Here is a 21,934-nt window from a genome sequence, read left to right on the forward strand (position 1 = left end):
TCATTTTTATGAAATTGATGATGAGGAGTCAGAATCCTGACATTATTTTCAAAAAGAATAAGCAACGGGAATGATTCTCTTTACTTTGCGTCCATGGTGGATGAGTTGATTATTCGCCGTCAGGAGGTGCCGCTCTTTCGGGAGAGTTTTGACAGTTCTTTTTATTACAATGTCACGCAGCTGATTGACTCCGTATCCCGTTTTAGCAAGAGTGATTTTATGAAGGATCGCTTACTTTTCCCCTTTTTATTTAATCATATCCGCCTAACTCTAGCGGTCCCAGTCTTGTTTCCAGATGTCAAAACGGCGAATATGGCTTTTTTAAGTAGTCAGAGAAATCCCTTTTTACACCGCCTGGTCAGCCTGTTAATGCAGGACTTGTTCCCAGCCTATATTCAGAATGAATATGAATACGAACTAGTGACCCTGCACTTTGCCGCTAGCCTGCGGCGAAGTCCAGAAATTTTTCCTATCCGCTTGCTGCTGGTGACGGATGAACGGCCTTTGTCAGCTAGCGTTTTGGTGTCAAAAATCAAAACGATTGCTCCCTTCGTAGAGGGAATTGAGGTGAAAAGTTCCAATAACTTGGAGGGGTTAGAGTTGGACTCCTATGACTATTGTTTGACGACCAAACCGCTGACTCAATCTGAATTCCAATTAATTTCGACCTTCCCCAGTACCCAGGAAATGTTGGACTTGCAGGAAACCCTGCAGCGGATCCAGGAAAATCGAACGGTTCGGGAACGGGTGGTTGTGGAAGAGGAAAAAAGCCATGATTTGCCGGCCTATCTGGAAGCTAGCCGGCTACTCCTAAAACGATTCTCCTTGGTGGAACTACCGCAGCAGGAATCGTTCGACCAGGCTGTCGCAGCGGTGGTTGGGCAATTAGAGGGGATCTTAGATACGGCTTATGTCAGTCGGAAACTTTTGGACCGCTTTTACCAGAGCCCCTTGGCCATTCCGCAAACCAATCTAGCCCTCTTACATACCCAAACCAGCCAGGTCGAGGCCAGTCAGTTTATGATTGCGCAGTTGGCCAATGCTGTTTCCAGTCCCTCGATGAACCAGGAGGAGGAAGCGGTTCGGTGACTCTTGGTCATGCTCACTCCAGTCGGGGAACGGGAGGAAGTTCGGGATTTGATGACGGCTATTAGTCAGTCGATTATTGAAAACAAACTCTACACAGAGATTTATCGGACGGGAAATCAAGAGATTGTCTACCAATTATTGAATACCATCTTTGCAGAAAAAATGAAAAAAATTGGAGAATAACTATGCAACTTGAAAATAAGCTCATTCATGTAAACCAAGCCTTTGCAAGTAAGGAAGAAGCCATTCGCTTTTGTGGACGTCAGTTGCAGGCCGCTGGCCATGTCAAGGAAGCCTATATTGAGGCTATGATCCAGCGCAACCAAGACCTTTCCGTTTATATGGGCAATTTTATTGCCATTCCCCATGGAACAGATGCGGCTAAAAAAGAAGTCTTGTCTTCTGGCATCACCATTGTGCAGGTTCCAGCTGGTGTAAATTTTGGAACAGATGCAGATCCTAAGATTGCGACAATTCTTTTTGGAATTGCTGGGCTGGGAGAGGATCATTTGGAGATGATTCAAAAAATATCCATCTTCTGTGCCGATGTCGACAATGTGGTCAAGCTAGCAGATGCTCAAAGAGTGGAAGAAATCAAGCAATTACTAGAAAGTGTAGCTTAGGGAGGATCTTTTATGAAAAAAGCAGTTCATTTTGGTGCCGGAAATATTGGACGTGGGTTTATTGGCCAAGTTCTTTATGACAATGATTTTGAAATTGCCTTTATTGATGTTAATGAGACGATTATTGATGCCTTGAATGAGAAACAAGGCTATACTATTGAAATTGCCCAGGAAGGCCAACCGAAAATTCAGGTTTCCCGCGTTAGGGGCATCAACAACGCCCAAAATCCAGACCAAGTCATTCAGGCAATTGCGGAGGCGGATTTGATCACAACCGCGATTGGTCCCAATATCCTTCCCTTTATTGCAGAAGTTTTGGCACGTGGTTTGGAAGCACGCTTGGCTCAGGGGAACCACCAAAATGTGGATGTTCTTGCCTGTGAGAATATGATTGGAGGCTCTAGTTTTCTGGCGCAGGAAGTGGACGGTTATCTGTCTGAAGCCGGCAAAGCTTATGTGGCGAAACATGTTGGTTTCCCTAATGCAGCTGTTGACCGTATTGTTCCCGCTCAAAGCCATGAGGATCCGCTCTATGTGGTGGTGGAGCCCTTCAAGGAGTGGGTTGTCGAAACCAAGGGCATGAAAAATCCCGAGCTGCGTTTAGAGCAGGTTCATTACGAAGAGGACTTGGAACCCTTTATCGAACGTAAGCTCTTCTCCGTGAACTCTGGCCACGCAACCTCTGCCTATACAGGGGCTCAAGCTGGAGCCAAGACCATTCTTGAAGCGCTGCAAAATCCAGCAGTCAAGGAGCAAGTCGAGGCTGTTTTGGCAGAGATTCGCAGCCTGTTAATGGCCAAATGGGGCTTTGAGCAGGCGGCTTTAGAAGACTATCACCGAGTGATTATCAGCCGTTTTGAAAATCCGTATATTGTAGATGATATTGCGCGTGTAGCCCGGACACCGATTCGGAAATTGGGTTACGATGAACGCTTTATCCGCCCGATCCGTGAATTGGCAGAGCGTAAACTCGCCTATCAACATCTGTTAGAAACCGTTGCGGCAGTTTTTGCCTACCGCGATCCAAATGATCCCCAGGCTTTGGAATTACAAGAACTCCTAGCTTCCCAACCACTAAAAGAAGTGGTGGTTCAGGTGACCGGCCTGGAGGAGGGGCCGCTTTTGGAGGCTGTGGTCGCTCAATTGGCAAACTAAAAACTGGTTTAAAAGCACATAAAACAACGATAAAAAGGGAGTGGGACAGAACTAAATTTGAAAAAATTTAGTTTATTCGCTTTCTTAATTTCAGGCTCATGCTAAAAAGATCCACTGGATCTTTTTACTCCCACCCCCGCAAGGCTGATTAGGTCCTCTTCCGAGCTTGAAAAGCGAATGATTGGAGTTTGCTTCGCAACCAAGATTTGGTACTCTCTAACAGCATACAATGCTGTTAGACCCAATCAGCTACTGCGTCAAAGGCATTTTATTAACCAAAGTCAATGAGGCTAGACTTTTGTCCCAGCCTCTTTTTACGATGTCAGATTCTGGGATCTTGAGTTCGTTTTCCCTCATAGGATTCCCAGTTCGATGGCTCTTAAGACTGCAGCCATGCTTGATTGTGTGTTTAATTTGTCATTGATATGAGCCAGATGGTTGTTGACGGTACGGCGGCTGATGGCCAAGGTACTGGCGATTTTTTCTTGAGTATAGTTACGGCGGAGCAGATAAAGTATTTCGATTTCGCGAGGACTTAGAGCAGACGAATAGGGATTTGTTGGATAGGGGAAGGTTGCTTGTCCTTTTAAGACCTTTTGAAAGCCCTGGTTTATCTCTTCCATGCTCAGGTCTTGATGGAGGTAGCCAGTGGCTTTTGCTTCCAGACTTTTTTGGAGGTAGTGTTCGCGATAGTGGGTTGAAAACAATAGGATAGGCTGGTCTGGAAAGTTTGCCTTGATTTTCTGGCAGGCTGAGAAGGCCTTGCGCTCAGGTCTGGTGATTTCCAAGATGACTAGCCCTGGTTGGCTCTGGGAGATGCGTTCTAAAAAGCTGTCTTCCCAGTCCTTTAAGTAGACTGTAAATTCTAAATTGTTATAGATCTTAGTCAGGGCCTGGGCTAGGAATTCACGGCGTCCGATGAAAAGTACGGTCATGTTCTTCCTCCTTTCCATGGTTAAAAAAGTTTGCTTCATTATAGCAAAAAACTTGTTTGAAATGGTTGCTTTTTTTGAAAATTTTTAGGAGATTGCACAAATAACTCATGCGAATCAAGGCGAGATTTGCTAGACTGTCAGTACTAACGTTAGTAAGATTCAAGAAAGAGGTAAGGGGTATGAATATGAGATTACTGTTTAAGCATCCCAGAAAATCAGTAGGCGATCGTTTCTAACTAGTTGTTTGATAGTAAATAGCTAGACGATTTTTGATCGGATAGCAGAGCTCGAATAGAAGGTGGTGACGCTTGATGAGTCTGAAGTCGATGAAACTGACGCCTAATTTTTACCGCTTAATTTTTAGTGGGGCTAATCGGAATGTAGCGGATTCCTTTTATATGATTGCCTTGTCCCTTGGTTTGGTACAAGTTTACCAGATTGATGCGGGTTCTTTGTCCCTCTTTACCTTGATTGGGATGTTGCCGCGTTTGTTTGCGGCAGCCTATGGTCCCTATCTTCACCGCTTAAAGCGAAATAAGTTGGCTATACTGAGTTTGCAGGGGATCCAGATTGGTTTGATGTTGCTGATTCTCCTGTGTTTGATGCAGACCTGGTCCCTTCTTTGGATGGTCCTATTGAATTTTGTGTTCTCCTTGGTTACGGTTTGTTTGAACAATCTGCAAATGAAGGTGATTCCGGCGATTTTAGACAATCGTGAGGATTTGTTGGAAAAATCGGTTAATGTTCAATATTTGACTGGAAATGTTCTGGATATTTCCAGTAACTTTGTAGCTTCTCTTCTGTTAGGTTTTATGTCCTATTTGACCTTGATGGAATGGAGTTTGCCTTTCTTTATTGGTGCTCTGTATTTCTTGATGCGGTTGCAGATTCCGGACACAGCGGGAGTGACTGTGGAGGAGGAAGAGTCGGTGGATCGGCTTGCTTCTTTTAAAACCCTAGTTGCTTCACGAGATGCTTTTTATATTATTCTGACGGAGGCGATCCTCAGTGGAGGTGTGGATTTGCTGCTGACGCTGGCGCCTATTTATTTGGTGCAGCAGGGTTATTCGGTCGCTTATTTGGGCTTGATCTTAGCCTGCCAGCGGGGAGCAGATCTTTTAGGGGCAATCCTAGCTCCCTATGTTCAGATGGATCCTCGGCTTTTTTTCCCCTTGGATTACATGCTCTCGGGTGCTCTGCTACTGCTGGTCTTTGTGGTAGAGCAACCTTGGATTCAGTTGGGCGCCTTTTTCCTGGCCTTTCTGATTATTGGTATTTCCGGGAATATGTTTAACAAACTGATCTATGCAACTTATGATCACAAGGAGTTGGCACTGGTTAATGCAGCTATTGTCAGTCTCTATACGTTTTTTGCGGTTATTAGTTTGCTTGTCCCAAGTTTCTACGGGAATATTACCGTTTTGGGGCTGATCATTAATGGGGCGACGATTGTTGTTGGCTTTTTCCTTTTTTCAACAATAAGAAAAAATCGGTAGTTATACCGATTTTTTGTAGGTTTCAGGCAGGGTGAGGATCATCGCGAGGTAGATCACTGGGACTGCCAGATAGAAGAGGGCTGATGGCCAGAAACCGAAGTTCCCGTAAATCCAGCTCCAGAAGTAATTCAAGACGGTGTAGAGACCGTAGGTAACACCCCAGATGATTCCGAACATGAGGGTTGCTTTTTGTGGATTCATGTTTGGAAGTTCATGTGGAATATTGAGGTAGACTGCGTATTGGTAGAAAATGAGGAAACCGCAGGCGAAGAAGAAGAGGTAGCCGAGGAAGGCCATCTTGAGAATGGCAATGCTGGCAATTCCGGCAGTCATGGTGGCGATAGCCATAATCCCTAAGCGAACGAGGTAAGGGCGACGTTCCCGGTTAACCGGGCTCTTGAGGCGAACCAGCGTTCCTGTGATTCCTCCTCCAGAAACCGCACAGATCATGTAACCTGCAACAAAGATGTCTGGGAATTCCTTAGCCAACTGGCCTGGGATGGAGTTTAGCGACATTACATAAAGAATTAGGAAGGCTGCAAAACCAACCGCAAAGCGCCATACGAAAGAATCCTTGAGGGCTTGTCCATAAGAGTAAGTAGGAGCTTGTCCTGCCTGTCCACCGCCGGTTTCAAAGTTTTCGGCTTTAAAGAGCCAAACGAGGAAGCAGATGATGGCCATGAGGGCAATACCGCTGAGGGTCAAACGCCAGTCCATGCGGAGTGTATCTGCCCAGAAAACGAAGGCAATCGCGATCACGAAGGCTCCAATATTGTAGCTGGCGGTGATGAGAGATGAGTAGAAAATTTTATTTTCTTGGGAGACAAAGCGAACAACGATTGGGTTCATGTAAACCATAATCATGGAGCCTCCCAAGGCCATAATCATCCGAGCGATGATGTAAAGAGGATAGCTTGGCATCCAAACGGCTACGAGAGCGAAACAGAGTAAGCCGATAGCGATAATAGCAGCCCGCTTAATGCCGAATTTAACGAGCACGGCAGCTGCTAAGAAGTTGGCGATAACCCGCGCAACGGTGATGGTGTAGTTGACCATTTCAGAAATCGTAGGGTCAACCCCTTTATCTCCGAAGAAGGTACTGACAATTTGAGGGCCAAGTGTGGATCCTCCGACCCAGCTGGCGGCAAATGTAATGTAGGCGAGCAAGAGGGTATAGAACATCAGAATACCCGTCTTATTGGAAATGGATTTGTTTTCCATAGGAACCTCCCTTTTAAATGATAACGCTTACAAATATAAATATAGCACCTTGGAGAGCGATAGTCAAAGAACTTGACTCGAAAAAAACAAGAAGAGCATGGAGATTTTTGGAAGAGCCTATTCCTATCTTGCCTTTTTGGAGAATAAGGGTTATAATAAGGGTGTTGAAAGAGATTGCAAAAACACAAGTTACTCTTTTCACAATAAATTTTTTGATTTTCATAAGGAGGAAATCACGAATGGTAGTTAAAGTTGGTATCAACGGTTTCGGACGTATCGGACGCCTTGCCTTCCGTCGTATTCAAGAAGTTGAAGGTGTTGAAGTAGTACGCATCAACGACCTTACTGATCCAGTAATGCTTGCTCACTTGTTGAAATACGATACAACTCAAGGTCGCTTCAACGGTACTGTTGAAGTTAAAGACGGTGGATTCGAAGTGAACGGTAAGTTCGTTAAAGTATCTGCTGAGCGTGACCCAGAGCAAATCGACTGGGCTAACGATGGCGTTGAAATCGTTCTTGAAGCAACTGGCTTCTTTGCAAGCAAAGAAGCTGCTGAAAAACACCTTGTTGGTGGCGCTAAGAAAGTTGTTATCACTGCCCCAGGTGGAAATGACGTGAAAACTGTTGTATTCAACACTAACCACGACATCCTTGACGGAAGTGAAACAGTTATCTCAGGTGCTTCATGTACTACAAACTGCTTGGCTCCAATGGCTAAAGCACTTCACGACAGCTTCGGCGTGAAACAAGGTTTGATGACTACAATCCACGGTTACACTGGTGACCAAATGGTTCTTGACGGACCACACCGTGGTGGTGACCTTCGTCGTGCTCGCGCAGCTGCAGCTAATATCGTTCCTAACTCAACTGGTGCGGCTAAAGCTATCGGTCTTGTTATCCCTGAATTGAACGGTAAACTTGACGGTGCTGCACAACGTGTTCCAATTCCAACAGGTTCTGTAACTGAATTGGTAGCTGTTCTTAATAAGAATGTTACTGCTGATGAAGTGAACGCAGCAATGAAAGCAGCTTCAAACGAGTCATACGGATACACTGAAGATCAAATCGTTTCTTCAGACATCATTGGTATGTCATACGGTTCATTGTTTGATGCAACTCAAACTAAGGTTCTTGATGTTGATGGAGAGCAATTGGTGAAAGTTGTTTCATGGTATGACAACGAAATGTCTTACACAGCTCAATTGGTACGTACTCTTGAGTACTTTGCAAAACTTGCAAAATAATCATTGAGCGAAAAGCCTGCCTTTGGCAGGCTTTTTTTTGCGTGTAAAATCTCGATAAGTTTTTTGTTTTCTTTCTCACAATAAGCCTACTTGTGATATAATAGGAACGTATAAAAAATAAAGAGGGGTTTTTGTATCATGGCAAAAATGACTGTAAAAGACGTTGACTTGAAGGGCAAAAAAGTCCTTATTCGTGTGGACTTTAATGTTCCTTTGAAAGATGGCGTTATTACAAATGACAACCGGATTACTGCTGCTCTTCCAACAATCAAGTATGTTCTTGAGCAAGGTGGACGCGCAATCTTGTTCTCTCACCTTGGTCGTGTGAAAGAAGAAGCGGATAAAGAAGGTAAATCATTGGCTCCAGTAGCAGCTGCTCTTGCTGAAAAACTAGGTCAAAACGTTGTTTTCATTCCAGGTGCAACTCGTGGTGCTGAATTGGAAGCAGCGATTAACGGCTTGGAAGACGGTCAAGTCCTTCTTGTTGAAAACACTCGTTTTGAAGATGTGGACGGTAAGAAAGAATCTAAAAACGATGCAGAGCTTGGTCAATACTGGGCATCTCTTGGAGATGGTATCTTCGTAAACGATGCCTTCGGTACAGCACACCGTGCTCACGCATCAAACGTTGGAATCTCAGCCAATGTGGAGCAAGCAGTAGCTGGTTTCCTTTTGGAAAACGAAATTGCTTACATCCAAGAAGCAGTTGACAACCCAGTTCGCCCATTTGTAGCGATCCTTGGTGGTTCAAAAGTTTCTGACAAGATTGGTGTTATCGAAAACTTGCTTGAAAAAGCAGATAAAGTCTTGATTGGTGGAGGAATGACCTATACCTTCTTCAAAGCTCAAGGCCTTGAAATCGGAAACTCTCTTGTTGAAGAAGATAAATTGGATGTAGCGAAAGCTCTTCTTGAAAAAGCTAATGGTAAATTGATCTTGCCAGTGGACTCTAAAGAAGCAAATGCTTTTGCAGACTATACTGAAGTTCGTGATACCGAAGGTGAAGCTGTTTCTGAGGGCTTCCTTGGTTTGGATATCGGTCCAAAATCAATCGCGAAGTTTGATGAAGCTCTTACTGGTGCTAAAACCGTTGTTTGGAACGGACCGATGGGTGTCTTTGAAAACCCAGACTTCCAAGCTGGTACTATCGGTGTGATGGATGCCATTGTGAAACAACCAGAAGTGAAATCAATCATCGGTGGTGGTGATTCTGCAGCTGCAGCAATCAACCTTGGCCGTGCAGATAAATTCTCATGGATTTCAACTGGTGGTGGTGCTTCTATGGAATTGCTTGAAGGAAAAGTACTTCCAGGTTTGGCTGCCTTGACAGAAAAATAAACACTTTAGAAAAGGTTGGGGTGGACGGCAGTCCCCCCTCTTTTTGGTGTGGTGAGTTTTATGAAGATCCTTCGTTATTTTAAGCGCTATCGTTTTAATCCTCAGAAATTCCGTTTGGGTATGCGAACCTTCAAGACAGGTTTAGCTGTTTTTCTGGTGCTGCTCCTCTTTTATATCTTTGGTTGGGATGGGATGCAGATTGCTGCTTTAACGGCTATCTTTACCTTACGGGAGGATTTTGATCAGAGTGTCCACTTTGGCATGTCGCGGATTATTGCCAATAGTATTGGTGGCTTCTATGCTCTTCTTTATTTTATATTGGAGCGGGCCTTTCCAGGCAATCCCTGGGTTTTGCTTTTGGCGGTTCCGATTGGTGTCATGTTAACCATCATGACCTGTGTGGCCACGAATACGGGGGGAGCAATTATCGGTGGTTCGGCGGCCTTTCTGATTATTAGTTTGTCCATTCCCTATGGTGAATCGATGCTTTATGTTTTTACCCGTGTTCTTGAGACTTTTTTTGGCGTTTTTATCGCAATTTTAGTGAATTACGACCTCGATCGGATGAAGGAAATATTCCTCAAAAAATAGTGTCAGAAAAACTGACATGATAACTTGACAGATGGTTTTGCCAGCTTTATAATGGATTACAGAAAGGTTCCAAAAGATGAAAGAAAAAGAATTGCGTCGCCATTTGGCTGTTTTTCCCATGTCCAGTGTTCGGAAGTTGACGGATCTCTCGGATCGCCAAATTCGTTACTACGAAGAGCACGGTTTGGTGAAACCAGAGCGAAATGAAGGAAACCGCCGTTATTTTTCCTTAAATGATATGGATCGTTTATTGGAAATTAAAGATTTATTGGCAGAAGGTTATTCGATTGCGGACATCAAAAAACGCTTTTATCAAAGGGAACAAAAATCACGTCAAAAGATGAGCGATAAGGCTGTTCGCAGAGCCCTACACAGGGATATTGTGCGAGAAGGTCCCTTCGCTTCAGGAGGCAGTGGTTTTAGTTCTCTGGGACCTAACCATTTTTAAAAAGGAGTTCCCTATGTCTGTTACCGCAGAACAAATTCGTCGAGAAGTTAAAGAAAAAAATGTTACCTTTATCCGCCTTATGTTTACGGATATTTTAGGCACCATGAAGAATGTGGAGATTCCTGCCACGGATGAACAGTTGGAAAAGGTTCTGAGCAATAAGGCTATGTTTGATGGCTCTTCGATTGAAGGGTTTGTGCGGATCAATGAGTCTGATATGTACCTTTATCCGGATTTGGATACCTGGATTGTCTTCCCTTGGGGAGATGAGAACGGTAGTGTTGGAGGTTTGATTTGTGATGTCTACACAACAGAAGGAGAACCCTTTGCAGGAGACCCACGTTCCAATCTCAAAAAATCGCTCAAACATATGCAGGAAGCAGGTTTTTCTTCCTTTAACCTAGGTCCTGAACCAGAGTTCTTCCTCTTCAAGATGGATGATCAGGGTAAACCAACCCTGGAAGTAAATGACAAAGGGGGCTACTTTGATTTGGCTCCAACAGACTTGGCGGACAATACCCGCCGGGAAATCGTGAATGTCTTGACTAAGATGGGCTTTGAAGTGGAGGCTAGTCACCATGAAGTAGCTGTTGGCCAGCATGAGATTGACTTCAAGTATGATGATGTGCTCAAGGCCTGCGATAAAATTCAGCTCTTTAAGCTGGTTGTTAAGACCATTGCTCGGAAGCATGGTATGTATGCGACCTTTATGGCCAAGCCTAAACACGGCATTGCCGGTTCAGGGATGCACTGCAATATGTCCCTCTTTGGTCCAGATGGGCAAAATGCTTTCTTTGACCCAGAAGATCCAAACGGTATGCAGTTGTCCGAAGTGGCCTATTATTTCTTGGGTGGCCTTCTGAAACACGCTTACCATTACACGGCTGTTATGAACCCAACCGTTAACTCTTACAAGCGACTTGTTCCTGGTTACGAGGCCCCTGTTTATATTGCCTGGGCTGGACGAAATCGTTCGCCACTGGTTCGTGTGCCGGCTAGTCGTGGGATGGGGACACGTTTGGAACTGCGGTCGGTGGATCCAATGGCCAATCCTTATATCGCTATGGCGGTACTCTTGGAGGTTGGTTTGGATGGAATTGCCAATCGCATCGAGGCACCAGAACCAATTGAATCCAATATCTACACTATGTCGCCAGAAGAGCGTCAGGAGGCAGGAATTACCGATCTTCCATCGACCCTCCACAATGCGCTCAAGGCCTTGACAGAGGATGAGGTTGTGAAAGAAGCGATGGGCGAGCACATCTACTCCAATTTCCTTGAGGCCAAACGGATTGAATGGGCCAGCTATGCGACCTATGTTTCCCAATGGGAAATTGATAACTATTTGGAGATGTATTAATTCTGCTTTCGTCTGCAAATCGAAAGCCTATAAAAGCATCAGGTCTAGTCAACTGGCTAGGCCTTTTCTGCGTTTGTTAGTTGAAATTCCGTGGTTTTTTGATTTTGACGGTCATTCGGTATAAAATAAAGAGAGATATAATCCTAGTCTGTTAGTATAGAGCAGTGAGCTCTAGGTGACCTAAAACTTTCTGATGAAACTTTCGAAGAAAACTCCAAATAGGTAGGGCAAGACGGGCTAAGCAGCAATATAGGATAAACAAAAAGAGTATAGAAAGGTGTAAGGGATGAAAAATCGTTGGTCATCGGAGGAGCTTTTGGGGCGAGTTGAGGCAGATTTACTGTTTGAGAAGCAGCACTGGTTACTCTTGGTTTGTGCGGTTCTGGTAGGCTGTACTGGTCTGAACCTGAACGTTATTCCTATGATTTTGGGAGCCAAATTATTATCGCCCTTGATGCCGGCTATTGTCGGGCTGGCCTTTGGAGCTTCGTTTGTAGATTTTTCCTTGGTCAAACGGTCACTGAGGATTTTGTTTTTGCAGATTGTAGCAGCTTTGCTGTTGGCCACTCTTTATTTTTGGTGGACGCCCCTGCAAGCAGCTGGGGTAGAGTTACAGGGGCAGACGAGTTCAACGCTTTGGAATGTCTTGATTGCTTTTATCGGAGGATTGGTCGGAGCTGTTGGCTTGCGTCGTAAGGAAGTCCATCATCTGGCTGCGGGGGTGGCATTGGCTACCTCCCTAGTTCCGCCTCTTTGTGCAGCGGGTTATGGGATTGCTCATGCGGATATGACTTTTGTCCTAGGGGCGCTCTACTTGTTTGCAATCAATGTTTTTTTCATCTTGCTGGCTCATTACTTGGTTTCCTATTTAGTAGGAGATGCCGAGAGGAAGAGTCTTAATGAGGTGCTGGTGGCTACACTGCTCCTGAGTGTGAGTCTTTTGTTAACCTTTCCAGCCAAGACGGCAGCGGATAAATTAGTTTTTGAGGAGCAGTTGCGGGATTTTGTGGCGCAGGAATTTTCCCAATATGCGATTGTCAGTCAGACCTATGATGCACAAAAGCAGGAGTTGCGACTCAGGATCGCCGGGCGAGAGCTAAGTTCTTCTGAATTGCTGGCTATAGAAGGTCACAAAGACGATTATGGGCTGGAGCGGGTTCAGTTAGTGGTGGAGCAGATGCTCACTACTGTAGCAGTTAAGGAGGATGAGTCATGAAGGTTCGAAAAATTGGGATTGTCAGTCTCTCGAGTGGAATGCTTGGGGAGGCCTTTGTAGCGCATGAGCGAGAGCTTGGTTTACGACGACTGCAAGAGTTGGGGCTGGAGGTTGTTTACTTGCCCAATGCGCTCAAGGGATTAGACTATTTAGACCAACATCCGGAAGCGCGTGCCCAGGACTTGCTAGCTGCCTTTTCCGACCCGTCTCTGGATCTGATTCTCTGTGCCATTGGCGGTTTGGACAGCTACCGCCTGCTGCCCGCCCTGTTTGCGGAGCAGCAGCTCGAGCAGGCGTTGACGCCTAAGATCTTCCTAGGCTTTTCGGATACCACCATCAATCACCTGATGCTGCAGAAGCTGGGCTTGCCCAGCTTCTACGGCCAGGCCTTTCTTCCAGATATTTGCGAATTAGCTCCAGAAATGCTTCCTTACACCCGTTCCTATTTTGAAACTTTGGTGCAAACGGGAAAAATTGAGGAGATCCGCCCAAGTTCACTTTGGTATCAAGAAAGGACTGATTTCAGCCTCGCTGGTTTGGGGCAATCCATGCCCTCCTATCCCAATCAAGGTTTCCTCCACTTGCAGGGACCAGCCACCTTTAAGGGTCCGATTCTGGGCGGCTGCCTCGAATCTCTGTATGAAATCTTAGCAGGAGATCGGTTTCCAGATCAAGCCCAGCTCTGCCAAGACCACCAACTTTTTCCTAGCCTGGAGGATTGGTCGGGGAAAATCCTCCTTCTTGAAACCAGCGAGGAAAAGGCCAATCCAGCAAAATTTGCTCGGATGCTTAGCCGCCTGAAGGACTATGGTCTGTTTGAAGTCGTTAGTGGCCTACTTTTTGGGAAACCCCAGGACCAGGTCTACATGGAGGACTACCATCGGATTCTAGTAGAGGTGCTTGACCAGCCAGACCTCCCAATCCTAGCCAATATCAATGTCGGTCATGCCACTCCTCGTTGCATTGTCCCCTTGGGCATTCCCGCCCAGGTCGATGCTGAGGAACAGGTGATTCGTTTTGACTATACTTAAAAAGACCTCCAATCAGGTCCTTATGGATCTTGATTGGAGGTCTTTTGGGTTATTAGGATTTATCCTCATCGGGGGTTAAAACCATGGGGATAATAATCGGTTCACGTTCAGTGTTTTCATAGAGGAAGGGCCGTAGGGCGTTAACAATCGCTCCATTAACGGATTGGATGCTGGCCTCTTTGTTTTTCAAGGCGATGCGAATAGCGTTGAACAGAATCCGCTGGCTTTGACGAATCAGATCACCAGATTCCCGCATGTAGATAAAGCCGCGGCTGAGGATGTCTGGTCCTGCGAGAATCATCTTGCTCTTGAAATCAACAGTTGCGACGGCTAGGACGACCCCATCTTGAGATAGGTCTTTGCGGTCGCGGAGAACAGCTGCCCCGATTTCACCAATGCGGTTTCCATCGACGTAGATGTCCTGGGCATTAAAATGTCCTGCGATGCGGGCTGAATCCGCTGTTAGGGCGAGGACATCACCGTTTTTCATGATGAAAACATTATCCTTTTCGACACCAGTGTCAATGGCTAGCTGGGCATGGATTTTTTGCATACGGTACTCACCATGCACGGGCATAAAGTATTTTGGCTTGATCAGGCGTAGCATAAGCTTTTGCTCCTGCTGGCCGCCGTGTCCGGAGGTATGGATATTGTTAATTTTTCCATGAACAACATCAACACCGGCTTCAATAATTTTATTAATCAATTTATTGACGCTGGTTGTATTTCCAGGAATTGGGCTGGATGAGAAGATAACGGTGTCTCCGGGTTGGAGTTGTACTTGGCGGTGGGTTCCGTTGGCAATGCGGGAGAGGGCGGCCATGGACTCACCTTGGCTACCGGTACACATAATAAGAACCTCATGGGCTGCATATTCCTTGATCTCATTTGGTTCAATAAAGGTGCCTTTAGGAACCTTGATATAGCCAAGTTCAATCCCGTTAGCAATGGCTTTCTCCATGGAACGACCGAAAACGACAATCTTGCGACCGGTCTTGACAGCAGCTTCAGCTGCTTGTTGGAGACGGAAAATATTGGAAGCAAAGGAGGCGAAGATAATCCGGCCTTCAATGTTCTCAATAATTTTCATGATGGATTGACCGACTACTTTTTCGGAATTGGTAAAGGTTGGGATCTCCGCATTGGTCGAGTCAGATAATAGGACCAAAACGCCAGATTCGCCAATCGCCGCCATCCGGTGGAGGTCAGCAGGTTCCCCGACTGGGGTGAAGTCAAACTTAAAGTCCCCGGTACAGACAATCTTCCCTTGAGGAGTATGGATAACAATCCCTAGGGGCTCTGGAATCGAGTGGGTGGTGCGGAAGAAGGTGGCTTTGAGGTGTTTGAAGGGCAGCTCACTGTTGTGGTTGATTTCAAACAGTTTAGCATCCCGCAAGAGTCCGTGCTCTTCTAGCTTTCCACGGATGAGGGCCAAGGCTAAGGGTCCAGCATAAATAGGAATATTGGCTTGTTTGAGCAGGAAGGGGATGCCGCCAATATGGTCTTCGTGACCATGGGTAATGAGCAGTCCCTTCACACGGTCGATATTGTCGACGATATAGGAATAGTCGGGAATGACATAATCAATTCCCAAAAGATCATCTTCTGGGAATTTGATGCCGGCATCCACGATCAGGATTTCATCCTGGTATTCAATCCCATAGGTATTTTTTCCGATCTCACCGAGACCACCGATGGCGAAAACCCCAACCTCCTCTTTTTTTAGTTGGTAGCTCATGATGGGAACTCCGTTAATGCGAAGTTCGCGTTTTCCTTCTCATAAGCCAAGTGATTTTCGGACAAGGCTTCGATTAATTCGATGTTGTAGTTGGTGTTGTTTTCAACCAGCTGACGAGCCTGGATGCGACCTTCTAATTCAGTTTGAGCATCAATCTCGAGGTAGAGGGAACGTGTTGTTTCACGACGTGGGCTCCGGTCTTTTGTTTCTTGATAATAAACTTTAAAAATCATAAAATTCCTTTCTAGTTATTGCGCATATTCATGAGAAAAGGAAGGAGGGGGACTTTGATAAATCCGGCTCCTTCCTCTTTATACTCTTTCTCTTTTTGAATTGGAAGTAGTATTAGAATCGCTAAATTTTCTTTCGTTGCAATAATGCTGATTATATCATAAAATAAAAGGGATAATCAAGTAAGGACAGTAGAATCAGATGAAAGTTTTATCCTTAGACACCTCCAATCAGGCCTTATCCGTTGCTCTTCTAGAAGAGGGGAAAATGGTCGGGCAAGTGACCCTGGCCTTGAAGAAAAATCACAGCATCACCTTGATGCCCACCATCGATTATCTCTGCCAAGCCTGTGACTGGAAACCGACGGATTTGGAGCGGATTTATGTGGCCTATGGACCTGGGTCTTATACCGGGGTACGGATTGCCGTAACCACTGCCAAGGTTCTGGCCCAGACCCTGGGAGCAGAACTGGTGGCTGTTTCCAGTCTGCGGTCCTTGGTACCAGCTGATGTGACGGGTCCTGTTGTAGCCTTGATGGACGCTCGTCGCCAGCACGTGTATGCGGGTTTTTACCAGGATGGGGAAGTTTTGCAGCCAGAAGGTTACTATGCCTTGGACAAGGTTTTGGAATTGATGGCCGATCAAGCTTCGGTGACCTTTGTGGGGGAAGTGGCGGCTTTTGAAGCTACGATCCTGGAAGCCTTGCCGCAAGCTCAAATCTTGCCGACCTTGCCGGATGCCCTTGTGCTGGCTCAGATGTCCAAGGAGTTGCCAGTGGAGCCTCATGCTCTGGTTCCCAACTACCTCAAGCGGGTGGAGGCAGAGGAGCAATGGTTGATGAAGCAGGACTCGGTTGATGCCGGAGAGTCCTATATTCAGCGTGTATGAGTCCCTTAACCAGTCAAGAGGTCTATAGCTTTCTGAGTCAGGTCTATCCCAGTGGCTCCCCTTGGACGGAGGCTATGATTACCCGTGATTTGGAGCGGGAGGATACCCATTTTTGGACGGTTTATCAGGGGGCGGTGCTGGCAGCCCTTTGTGTCGTCCAAGACTTGGCTGGGGAGCAGGAGATTTTGCAGCTAGGAGTCTTGCCGGCCTATCGAGGTCAGGGCTTGGCGCGTGATCTGTTGTTGTCGCTCCCCGGTGGAGAGCCCTATTTTTTAGAAGTAAGAGAATCGAATCAGGCTGCTCGCAAACTCTATGAATCGATTGGATTTGTGGAGTTGGGACGGCGGCCCAATTATTATCAGAATCCCAAGGAGGATGCTGTTTTAATGAAGGGAGACTTGCATGGACGAGAAGATCATTCTGGCCTTTGAGACATCTTGTGATGAGACCAGTGTTGCAGTTTTGAAGAAGGGGCAGCTGGCCTCGAATGTAATTGCTAGCCAGATTGAGAGTCACAAGCGGTTTGGTGGTGTAGTGCCCGAGGTGGCCAGTCGCCATCATGTGGAAGTGATTACGGCCTGTATCGAGGAGGCCTTGCAGAAGGCTGAAGTTAAGGCTGGGGACGTTGATGCTGTTGCGGTGACTTATGGACCAGGCCTAGTCGGAGCTCTTCTAGTTGGCCTGTCAGCCGCCAAAGCCTTTGCCTGGTCCCACAATCTCCCCTTGATTCCCGTTAACCACATGGCGGGCCACCTGATGGCAGCTCAGGACCAGGCGGAGCTCAAGTTTCCGCTGATGGCTCTACTGGTCAGTGGTGGCCACACCGAGCTGGTGTATGTCAAGGAGCCGGGCGATTACCGCATCGTCGGTGAAACCCGAGACGATGCAGTCGGCGAAGCCTATGACAAAGTTGGCCGTGTCATGGGGCTGACCTATCCCGCTGGTCGTGAGCTTGACCAATTGGCCCATCAAGGACAGGATGTCTACAATTTTCCTAGAGCCATGCTGGGGGAGGACAATCTTGAGTTTTCCTTCTCAGGCCTAAAATCAGCCTTTATCAATCTCCATCACAATGCCCAACAAAAAGAAGAAGAGCTGAATCAGGCAGATTTAGCGACCTCTTTCCAAACGGCTGTACTCGATATCCTTCTTGGGAAAACCAAGAAAGCCCTAGAGCGCTACCCCGTTGAGATGTTGGTCGTTGCAGGTGGTGTCGCAGCCAATCAAGGCCTCCGCCAACGCCTGGCCGAGGAGATTACAGACATCCCCGTCGTGATCCCTCCCCTACGCCTCTGTGGCGACAATGCTGGCATGATTGCCTATGCCAGTGTCAGCGAGTGGAACAAAAACAACCTGGCAGGCTTGGACCTCAATGCCAAGCCTAGTTTAGCCTTTCCAAGTATGGATGACCTCTAAGGTCCTCGAATAAACAAAGGGCTCGTTTCCTAGATTTCGGAAACGAGCCCTTTTTGCTGGTCTAAGAGAGGATTAGTCGTAAGAGATGGAAGAGCCAGCTACCCAGCCGGAGGCGAGGGCGCTGGTGATGTTGAATCCACCTGTGTGGGCGTTGATATCCATAACCTCGCCGGCAAAATGGAGGCCAGGGACCAATTTGCTTTCCAGGGTTTTGGGGTTGATTTCCTTCAAGTCCACACCACCCTTGGTCACAAAGGATTTGGCTAGGGACATTTTTCCGGTGACAGGAATCTGGAGGCCCTTAACCGTGGTTAAGAGCTGTTCCAAGTCTGTTTTGGAGATTTGCTTGATTGGTAGGTCGGCCAAGTCTTTCAGGAGAAAGAGGGCCAGCCGCTCGGGGAGGAACCCTTTAAAGACCGTTTTAGCCTGCTTGTCGCGGTTGGATTCCAGCAGTTTAGCCAAGTCTGCCTGGGAATGATCCGGTAGCAGGTCCAGCTCCAGTCTTTCGCCGCCCTTAATAAAGGAGGACATCCGGAGAGCTGCGGGACCAGATAGCCCAAAGTGGGTAAAGAGCAGGTCATGGCGAATCTCGCGTTTGCCTAGCTTTAGGGTCACCTCGTCCAAGGAAATTCCCTGAAGTTCCTTATGAGGGAAGTCGGTGAGGATTGGACTTTCGGCAGCTTCCAGGTCCGTAATGTGGTGGTGAAAGTGCCGGGCAATCTCATGGCCAAAGCCAGTGGAGCCTGTTGACGGATAAGATTTGCCCCCGGTTGTGACAATCAAACGCTGGCAGGTCCACTCCTGGTCGGCAGACCTCAGGTGGAAGTAGTCGTCCTTTTTCTTGACCGCCACAATTTCCGTCTGGGTCAGAATGCTGGCCCCCAGTGTTTTGATTTTTTTCTCCAAGGCCTCAATGATGGTCCGCGACTTATCGCTTTTAGGAAAGACTCGCCCATGATCCTCGACCTTTAAGGCCACTCCCTCTTCTTCAAAAAAACGAATAATGTCGTGGTTGTCAAATTGGGAAAAGACGCTGTACAAAAAACGGCCATTGCCAGGAATGTTGGCGATAAGATCGTCTAAGGTCCCGTTATTGGTCACATTGCAGCGGCCGCCGCCAGTCCCAGCCAGCTTTTTACCCAGCCGCCGGTTCTTCTCAATCAGGAGGGTCTGCTGCCCATAATAGGCACTGGCAATTGTAGCCATCATGCCAGCAGGCCCACCACCTAATACAATAGTTTCAAAATGCTTCATACTGCCATTGTATCATAGGTCTCCAGAAACTTCAGATTATTTGACAGTCTAGGAGTGATGTGTTAAGATTTAGATACCAAAAAAGAAAAAGTAAAAGTACAATGAGGGTATTATGGCAATTGAGAAAACAGTACGGGAAATTGCTGAAATTGTAGGGGTCACTCGTCAAGCCGTCAATGATCGTATTAAAACTCTCCCACCTGAGGATTTATCCAAGAATGAGAAAGGAGTGACGGTTGTTACCAGGAGTGGCTTAATCAAGCTAGAAAATCACTACAAAACATCCATCTTCGAAGACGAGCCAATCAGCGAAGATGCCAAGGAAAAAGAAATCCTACAAATCTTGGTAGACGAGAAAAACGAAGAGATTACACGCCAGGAGAAGGAAATCGAACGCTTGCATGAGCAACTCAAATCCAAGGACCAACAACTCCGCACCAAGGATGACCAGATTGCCGAGAAAGACAAGCAACTCGATCAGCAACAACAACTGACCCTGATGGCCATGAATGACAAGGATAGCTTGAAACTAGAGCTAGATGCCGCGAAAAAGCAGGTAGAAGAACAGACCCATAAGGGTTTTTGGGCACGATTATTTGGACAATAAGAAAAATGAGGTTAGAAACATACTGAACCTCATTTTTTGGTGCTTTTTAGAAACAGACCTTTTTATTACTGTGATAGCTCGTCTTGCCGTACTTCAGTACTGTCTGCGACTTGTTGCCTCGTACTAAGAGCAAACTAAAAGACTATAAAAATCATGTTTGTGTCGACTCCAAATCAAAGCTAATCAAAAATTTCAGAGTGACAGCAGCTAATAAAAGGCAGTACTTTCCGAGGTATTGGTTTGAAAGAATAGACAAACTAAAAGCTTGTATCGGGTTGAAACTGGATATGAAGTCTAAAAGTAGATCCCTGCCCTTCTTGGCTGTTTACTAGGATATTTCCCCCTAGTTGTTGGGCTAGTTCCTGGACAATGTAGAGGCCTAAGCCGTGCCCGCCTGTGTTGGGATTCCGAGAATTTTCTAGGCGGTAGAAGCGTTTGAAGATATGGGGTATTTCCTCGGTTGGAATTCCTGCTCCTTGATCGGTAATGGCAATTGTTAGGTGATCGAGGGTGGCCTCTCCTTCAATAGTGAGGGGAGATCCTGGAGGAGAGTATTTGAGGGCATTTTGTATTAGATTGTCTAAAATTCGATAGAGTTTCTGAGGGTGGCTCTGAATGGAAGCGGACTCAGGTGTAACTTGAATCCGAACGTCTCGACTTTCTTGTTCTATTTGCAATCGGTGCTCGGCTAAAACATCCAAAATCAGTTTATCCAAATAGACTGTTTCTGCTTGCCTAGGCTGATGTTGAAATGCTTCGACCTCGAAGGATAGATCGTCTAATTTTTCAACTAAGTGATTCAAACGCTTGGTTTGTTGAAGCATGGTTTGGAGGTAGTGAAGAATCTCATCTTCTTGGATAATTCCATCGAAAATCCCCTCGATACTGGCTTGAATGGAGGTAATAGGTGTTTTGATATCGTGCGCTAGTTGAGCAATCATGACAGCTTTTTCCTGCTCGCTTTCTTGTAAATCTTGGGCCATCGTGTTGAAGCTGTCCCCCAATTGTTGGAATTCCAAAGGAGCAGTAATGTTGACTTCTTTTTGGAAGTGGCCTGTGGAAAGAGTCTGCATTTTTTCAATAAGAAGTTGGAGTGAGGAGAGGACTTTCTGGCTAATAAGAAGACTGGGAATCAGACCTAGTAGGCTAGCTAAGGCGACAATGCCCATGATAAAGCCGATTTCTTTTTGATCAATGAGCATATAGCTAATTCCCGTAAATACGCCTAGGAGGGTAATGATAAGGGTAATGAGGGGGCCAATTAGTAAATACATTTTTAAACGCATGCTAGTCCTCCAATTTGTAGCCTAATCCCCAAACGGTAGTGATTTTTGGAGTCAATGGGGTACTGTATTTAGCTAAATCTTGTCTGAGAGCGTGGATATGGACATTGAGTGTATTGGTATCTTGGAGATAGTCTTCATCCCAGATTTTTTCATAGAGTTCAGACTTGGAAAAGACTCGTTGCTTTTGACTAGCCAAAAGCCATAGAAGGTTAAATGCCTTATTGGTCAAGTCTAGGCTATGTTGGTTAACCTGGGCTTCACGTCTGGTGTGGTTGAGCATTAAGTCCCCGATTTGAATGCTGTCTGAAGGATCTGTTTTGCCATAAATCCGCTTTAGGATATTGGTAACTCGTAAGACGAGCTCTCGTGGACTAAAGGGCTTGGTGATGAAGTCGTCTGCCCCAATACTAAGCGAGTAGATTTTATCCATTTCGGCCATTTTAGCTGTGATAAAAAGAAAGCCTTGATCTTCTTTGTCCTGCAACACTTCAGAAATAAAATCATACCCATCCATTTCGGGCATCATGATGTCGCTAATAATGAGATCGATTGGATGCTGCCGATAAAGTTTGAGTGCTTCCTGTCCGTTGTTGGCTGTGTGAACCTGATAGCCTGCTTGTATGAGGTAGCGCCGATTAATGTCGATAATCTGAGGTTCATCGTCGACCAAGAGGATTGTGTAGTTCATGAGGATCCTTTCTAGAGTGTCGGGAAATAAATATTGAAAAAGTGCTATACTTATTTTTAGTATAACACTTTTCGAT

The 21,934-nt window shown here is 46.1% G+C and carries 22 protein-coding genes and 1 pseudogene; 16 read left to right on the forward strand and 7 right to left on the reverse strand.

The genetic code is table 11. The features are described from left to right. Positions 1–105: 105 nt before the first annotated feature. The 4 genes and pseudogenes from N4310_RS00005 (at position 106) to N4310_RS00020 (ending at position 2,867) form a co-directional block, all read left to right on the forward strand. The gene (locus N4310_RS00005) at positions 106–1,089 is read left to right on the forward strand and encodes a BglG family transcription antiterminator (RefSeq protein WP_262091612.1); all 984 of its coding nucleotides are present in this window, start codon (positions 106–108) and stop codon (positions 1,087–1,089) included. After that, positions 1,090–1,272, forward strand: a pseudogene (locus N4310_RS00010) (hypothetical protein); the annotation flags it as partial. A 2-nt stretch (positions 1,273–1,274) separates the two neighbouring features. Next, the gene (locus N4310_RS00015; RefSeq protein ID WP_262091614.1) at positions 1,275–1,712 is read left to right on the forward strand and encodes a PTS mannitol transporter subunit IIA; all 438 of its coding nucleotides are present in this window, start codon (positions 1,275–1,277) and stop codon (positions 1,710–1,712) included. A 12-nt stretch (positions 1,713–1,724) separates the two neighbouring features. Beyond that, positions 1,725–2,867, forward strand: a complete 1,143-nt coding sequence (locus N4310_RS00020) for a mannitol-1-phosphate 5-dehydrogenase (protein ID WP_262091615.1) — start codon at positions 1,725–1,727, stop codon at positions 2,865–2,867. 353 nt (positions 2,868–3,220) lie between these two features. Here the strand turns inward: N4310_RS00020 and N4310_RS00025 are convergent, their stop codons facing one another. Then, positions 3,221–3,802 carry a response regulator transcription factor gene (locus N4310_RS00025; RefSeq protein WP_262091616.1) on the reverse strand — a complete coding sequence of 194 codons (582 nt, stop codon included), beginning with the start codon at positions 3,800–3,802 and terminating at the stop codon, positions 3,221–3,223. 311 nt (positions 3,803–4,113) lie between these two features. On the opposite strand from N4310_RS00025, the gene N4310_RS00030 reads away from it, so the two are divergent. Further along, a complete protein-coding gene (locus tag N4310_RS00030) occupies positions 4,114–5,298 on the forward strand; it encodes an MFS transporter (RefSeq protein WP_262091630.1) in 1,185 nt (394 codons plus the stop codon). Here N4310_RS00030 and N4310_RS00035 read toward each other — a convergent pair whose 3' ends face one another. Beyond that, the gene (locus N4310_RS00035; RefSeq protein ID WP_262091617.1) at positions 5,299–6,519 is read right to left on the reverse strand and encodes an MFS transporter; all 1,221 of its coding nucleotides are present in this window, start codon (positions 6,517–6,519) and stop codon (positions 5,299–5,301) included. Between the two features lie 239 nt (positions 6,520–6,758). Between N4310_RS00035 and gap the strand changes: the two genes are divergently transcribed. From gap to N4310_RS00070, 7 genes are all read left to right on the forward strand, one after another. Then, positions 6,759–7,766 (forward strand): type I glyceraldehyde-3-phosphate dehydrogenase, encoded by a 1,008-nt coding sequence (gene gap, locus N4310_RS00040; RefSeq protein ID WP_160333210.1) that lies wholly within the window; start codon positions 6,759–6,761, stop codon positions 7,764–7,766. Between the two features lie 138 nt (positions 7,767–7,904). Then, positions 7,905–9,104, forward strand: coding sequence for a phosphoglycerate kinase (locus tag N4310_RS00045; RefSeq protein ID WP_179923729.1), 1,200 nt, complete (start codon positions 7,905–7,907; stop codon positions 9,102–9,104). A gap of 60 nt (positions 9,105–9,164) precedes the next feature. Beyond that, a complete protein-coding gene (locus tag N4310_RS00050) occupies positions 9,165–9,695 on the forward strand; it encodes an FUSC family protein (RefSeq protein WP_179925020.1) in 531 nt (176 codons plus the stop codon). Positions 9,696–9,771: 76 nt separating this feature from the next. Further along, a complete protein-coding gene (locus N4310_RS00055) occupies positions 9,772–10,143 on the forward strand; it encodes a MerR family transcriptional regulator (protein ID WP_160333213.1) in 372 nt (123 codons plus the stop codon). 13 nt (positions 10,144–10,156) lie between these two features. Further along, entirely contained in the window at positions 10,157–11,503 is a 1,347-nt protein-coding gene (gene glnA, locus N4310_RS00060) for a type I glutamate--ammonia ligase (protein WP_160333214.1), read from the forward strand. Positions 11,504–11,789: 286 nt separating this feature from the next. Beyond that, positions 11,790–12,719: a DUF389 domain-containing protein gene (locus tag N4310_RS00065; RefSeq protein WP_262091618.1), complete on the forward strand. Its 930-nt coding sequence runs from the start codon at positions 11,790–11,792 to the stop codon at positions 12,717–12,719. Beyond that, the gene (locus N4310_RS00070; protein WP_262091619.1) at positions 12,716–13,750 is read left to right on the forward strand and encodes a S66 family peptidase; all 1,035 of its coding nucleotides are present in this window, start codon (positions 12,716–12,718) and stop codon (positions 13,748–13,750) included. Before N4310_RS00065 ends, N4310_RS00070 begins: the two co-directional genes overlap by 4 nt. A 52-nt stretch (positions 13,751–13,802) precedes the next feature. Here the strand turns inward: N4310_RS00070 and rnjA are convergent, their stop codons facing one another. Then, positions 13,803–15,488: a ribonuclease J1 gene (gene rnjA / locus N4310_RS00075; protein ID WP_160332397.1), complete on the reverse strand. Its 1,686-nt coding sequence runs from the start codon at positions 15,486–15,488 to the stop codon at positions 13,803–13,805. After that, on the reverse strand, positions 15,485–15,721 hold the full coding sequence (locus N4310_RS00080) for a DNA-dependent RNA polymerase subunit epsilon (protein ID WP_160332398.1): 237 nt from the start codon (positions 15,719–15,721) through the stop codon (positions 15,485–15,487). Before N4310_RS00080 ends, rnjA begins: the two co-directional genes overlap by 4 nt. A 199-nt stretch (positions 15,722–15,920) precedes the next feature. On the opposite strand from N4310_RS00080, the gene tsaB reads away from it, so the two are divergent. Genes tsaB through tsaD form a run of 3 tightly spaced genes read left to right on the forward strand, consistent with a single transcriptional unit; the run spans position 15,921 to position 18,023 of the window. Next, a complete protein-coding gene (gene tsaB / locus N4310_RS00085; protein ID WP_262091620.1) occupies positions 15,921–16,607 on the forward strand; it encodes a tRNA (adenosine(37)-N6)-threonylcarbamoyltransferase complex dimerization subunit type 1 TsaB in 687 nt (228 codons plus the stop codon). Beyond that, entirely contained in the window at positions 16,604–17,038 is a 435-nt protein-coding gene (gene rimI, locus N4310_RS00090; RefSeq protein ID WP_262091621.1) for a ribosomal protein S18-alanine N-acetyltransferase, read from the forward strand. The genes tsaB and rimI overlap by 4 nt, the downstream gene beginning before the upstream one ends. After that, complete coding sequence (gene tsaD / locus N4310_RS00095; RefSeq protein ID WP_262091622.1) at positions 17,010–18,023, forward strand: tRNA (adenosine(37)-N6)-threonylcarbamoyltransferase complex transferase subunit TsaD; 1,014 nt, start codon at positions 17,010–17,012, stop codon at positions 18,021–18,023. Before rimI ends, tsaD begins: the two co-directional genes overlap by 29 nt. A 72-nt stretch (positions 18,024–18,095) precedes the next feature. Here the strand turns inward: tsaD and aao are convergent, their stop codons facing one another. Then, positions 18,096–19,277, reverse strand: a complete 1,182-nt coding sequence (aao, locus tag N4310_RS00100; RefSeq protein ID WP_262091623.1) for an aminoacetone oxidase — start codon at positions 19,275–19,277, stop codon at positions 18,096–18,098. A 112-nt stretch (positions 19,278–19,389) separates the two neighbouring features. On the opposite strand from aao, the gene N4310_RS00105 reads away from it, so the two are divergent. Continuing rightward, positions 19,390–19,884, forward strand: coding sequence for a DUF536 domain-containing protein (locus N4310_RS00105; protein ID WP_160332403.1), 495 nt, complete (start codon positions 19,390–19,392; stop codon positions 19,882–19,884). 257 nt (positions 19,885–20,141) lie between these two features. On the opposite strand, the gene N4310_RS00110 is transcribed toward N4310_RS00105, so the two are convergent. Then, positions 20,142–21,170 carry a sensor histidine kinase gene (locus tag N4310_RS00110; protein ID WP_262091624.1) on the reverse strand — a complete coding sequence of 343 codons (1,029 nt, stop codon included), beginning with the start codon at positions 21,168–21,170 and terminating at the stop codon, positions 20,142–20,144. Between the two features lies 1 nt (position 21,171). Next, complete coding sequence (locus tag N4310_RS00115) at positions 21,172–21,858, reverse strand: response regulator transcription factor (RefSeq protein WP_160332405.1); 687 nt, start codon at positions 21,856–21,858, stop codon at positions 21,172–21,174. Between the last annotated feature and the right edge of the window lie 76 nt (positions 21,859–21,934).

The organism is Streptococcus danieliae (genome assembly GCF_025447695.1).
GTDB classification, from domain to species: Bacteria; Bacillota; Bacilli; order Lactobacillales; family Streptococcaceae; genus Streptococcus; species Streptococcus danieliae.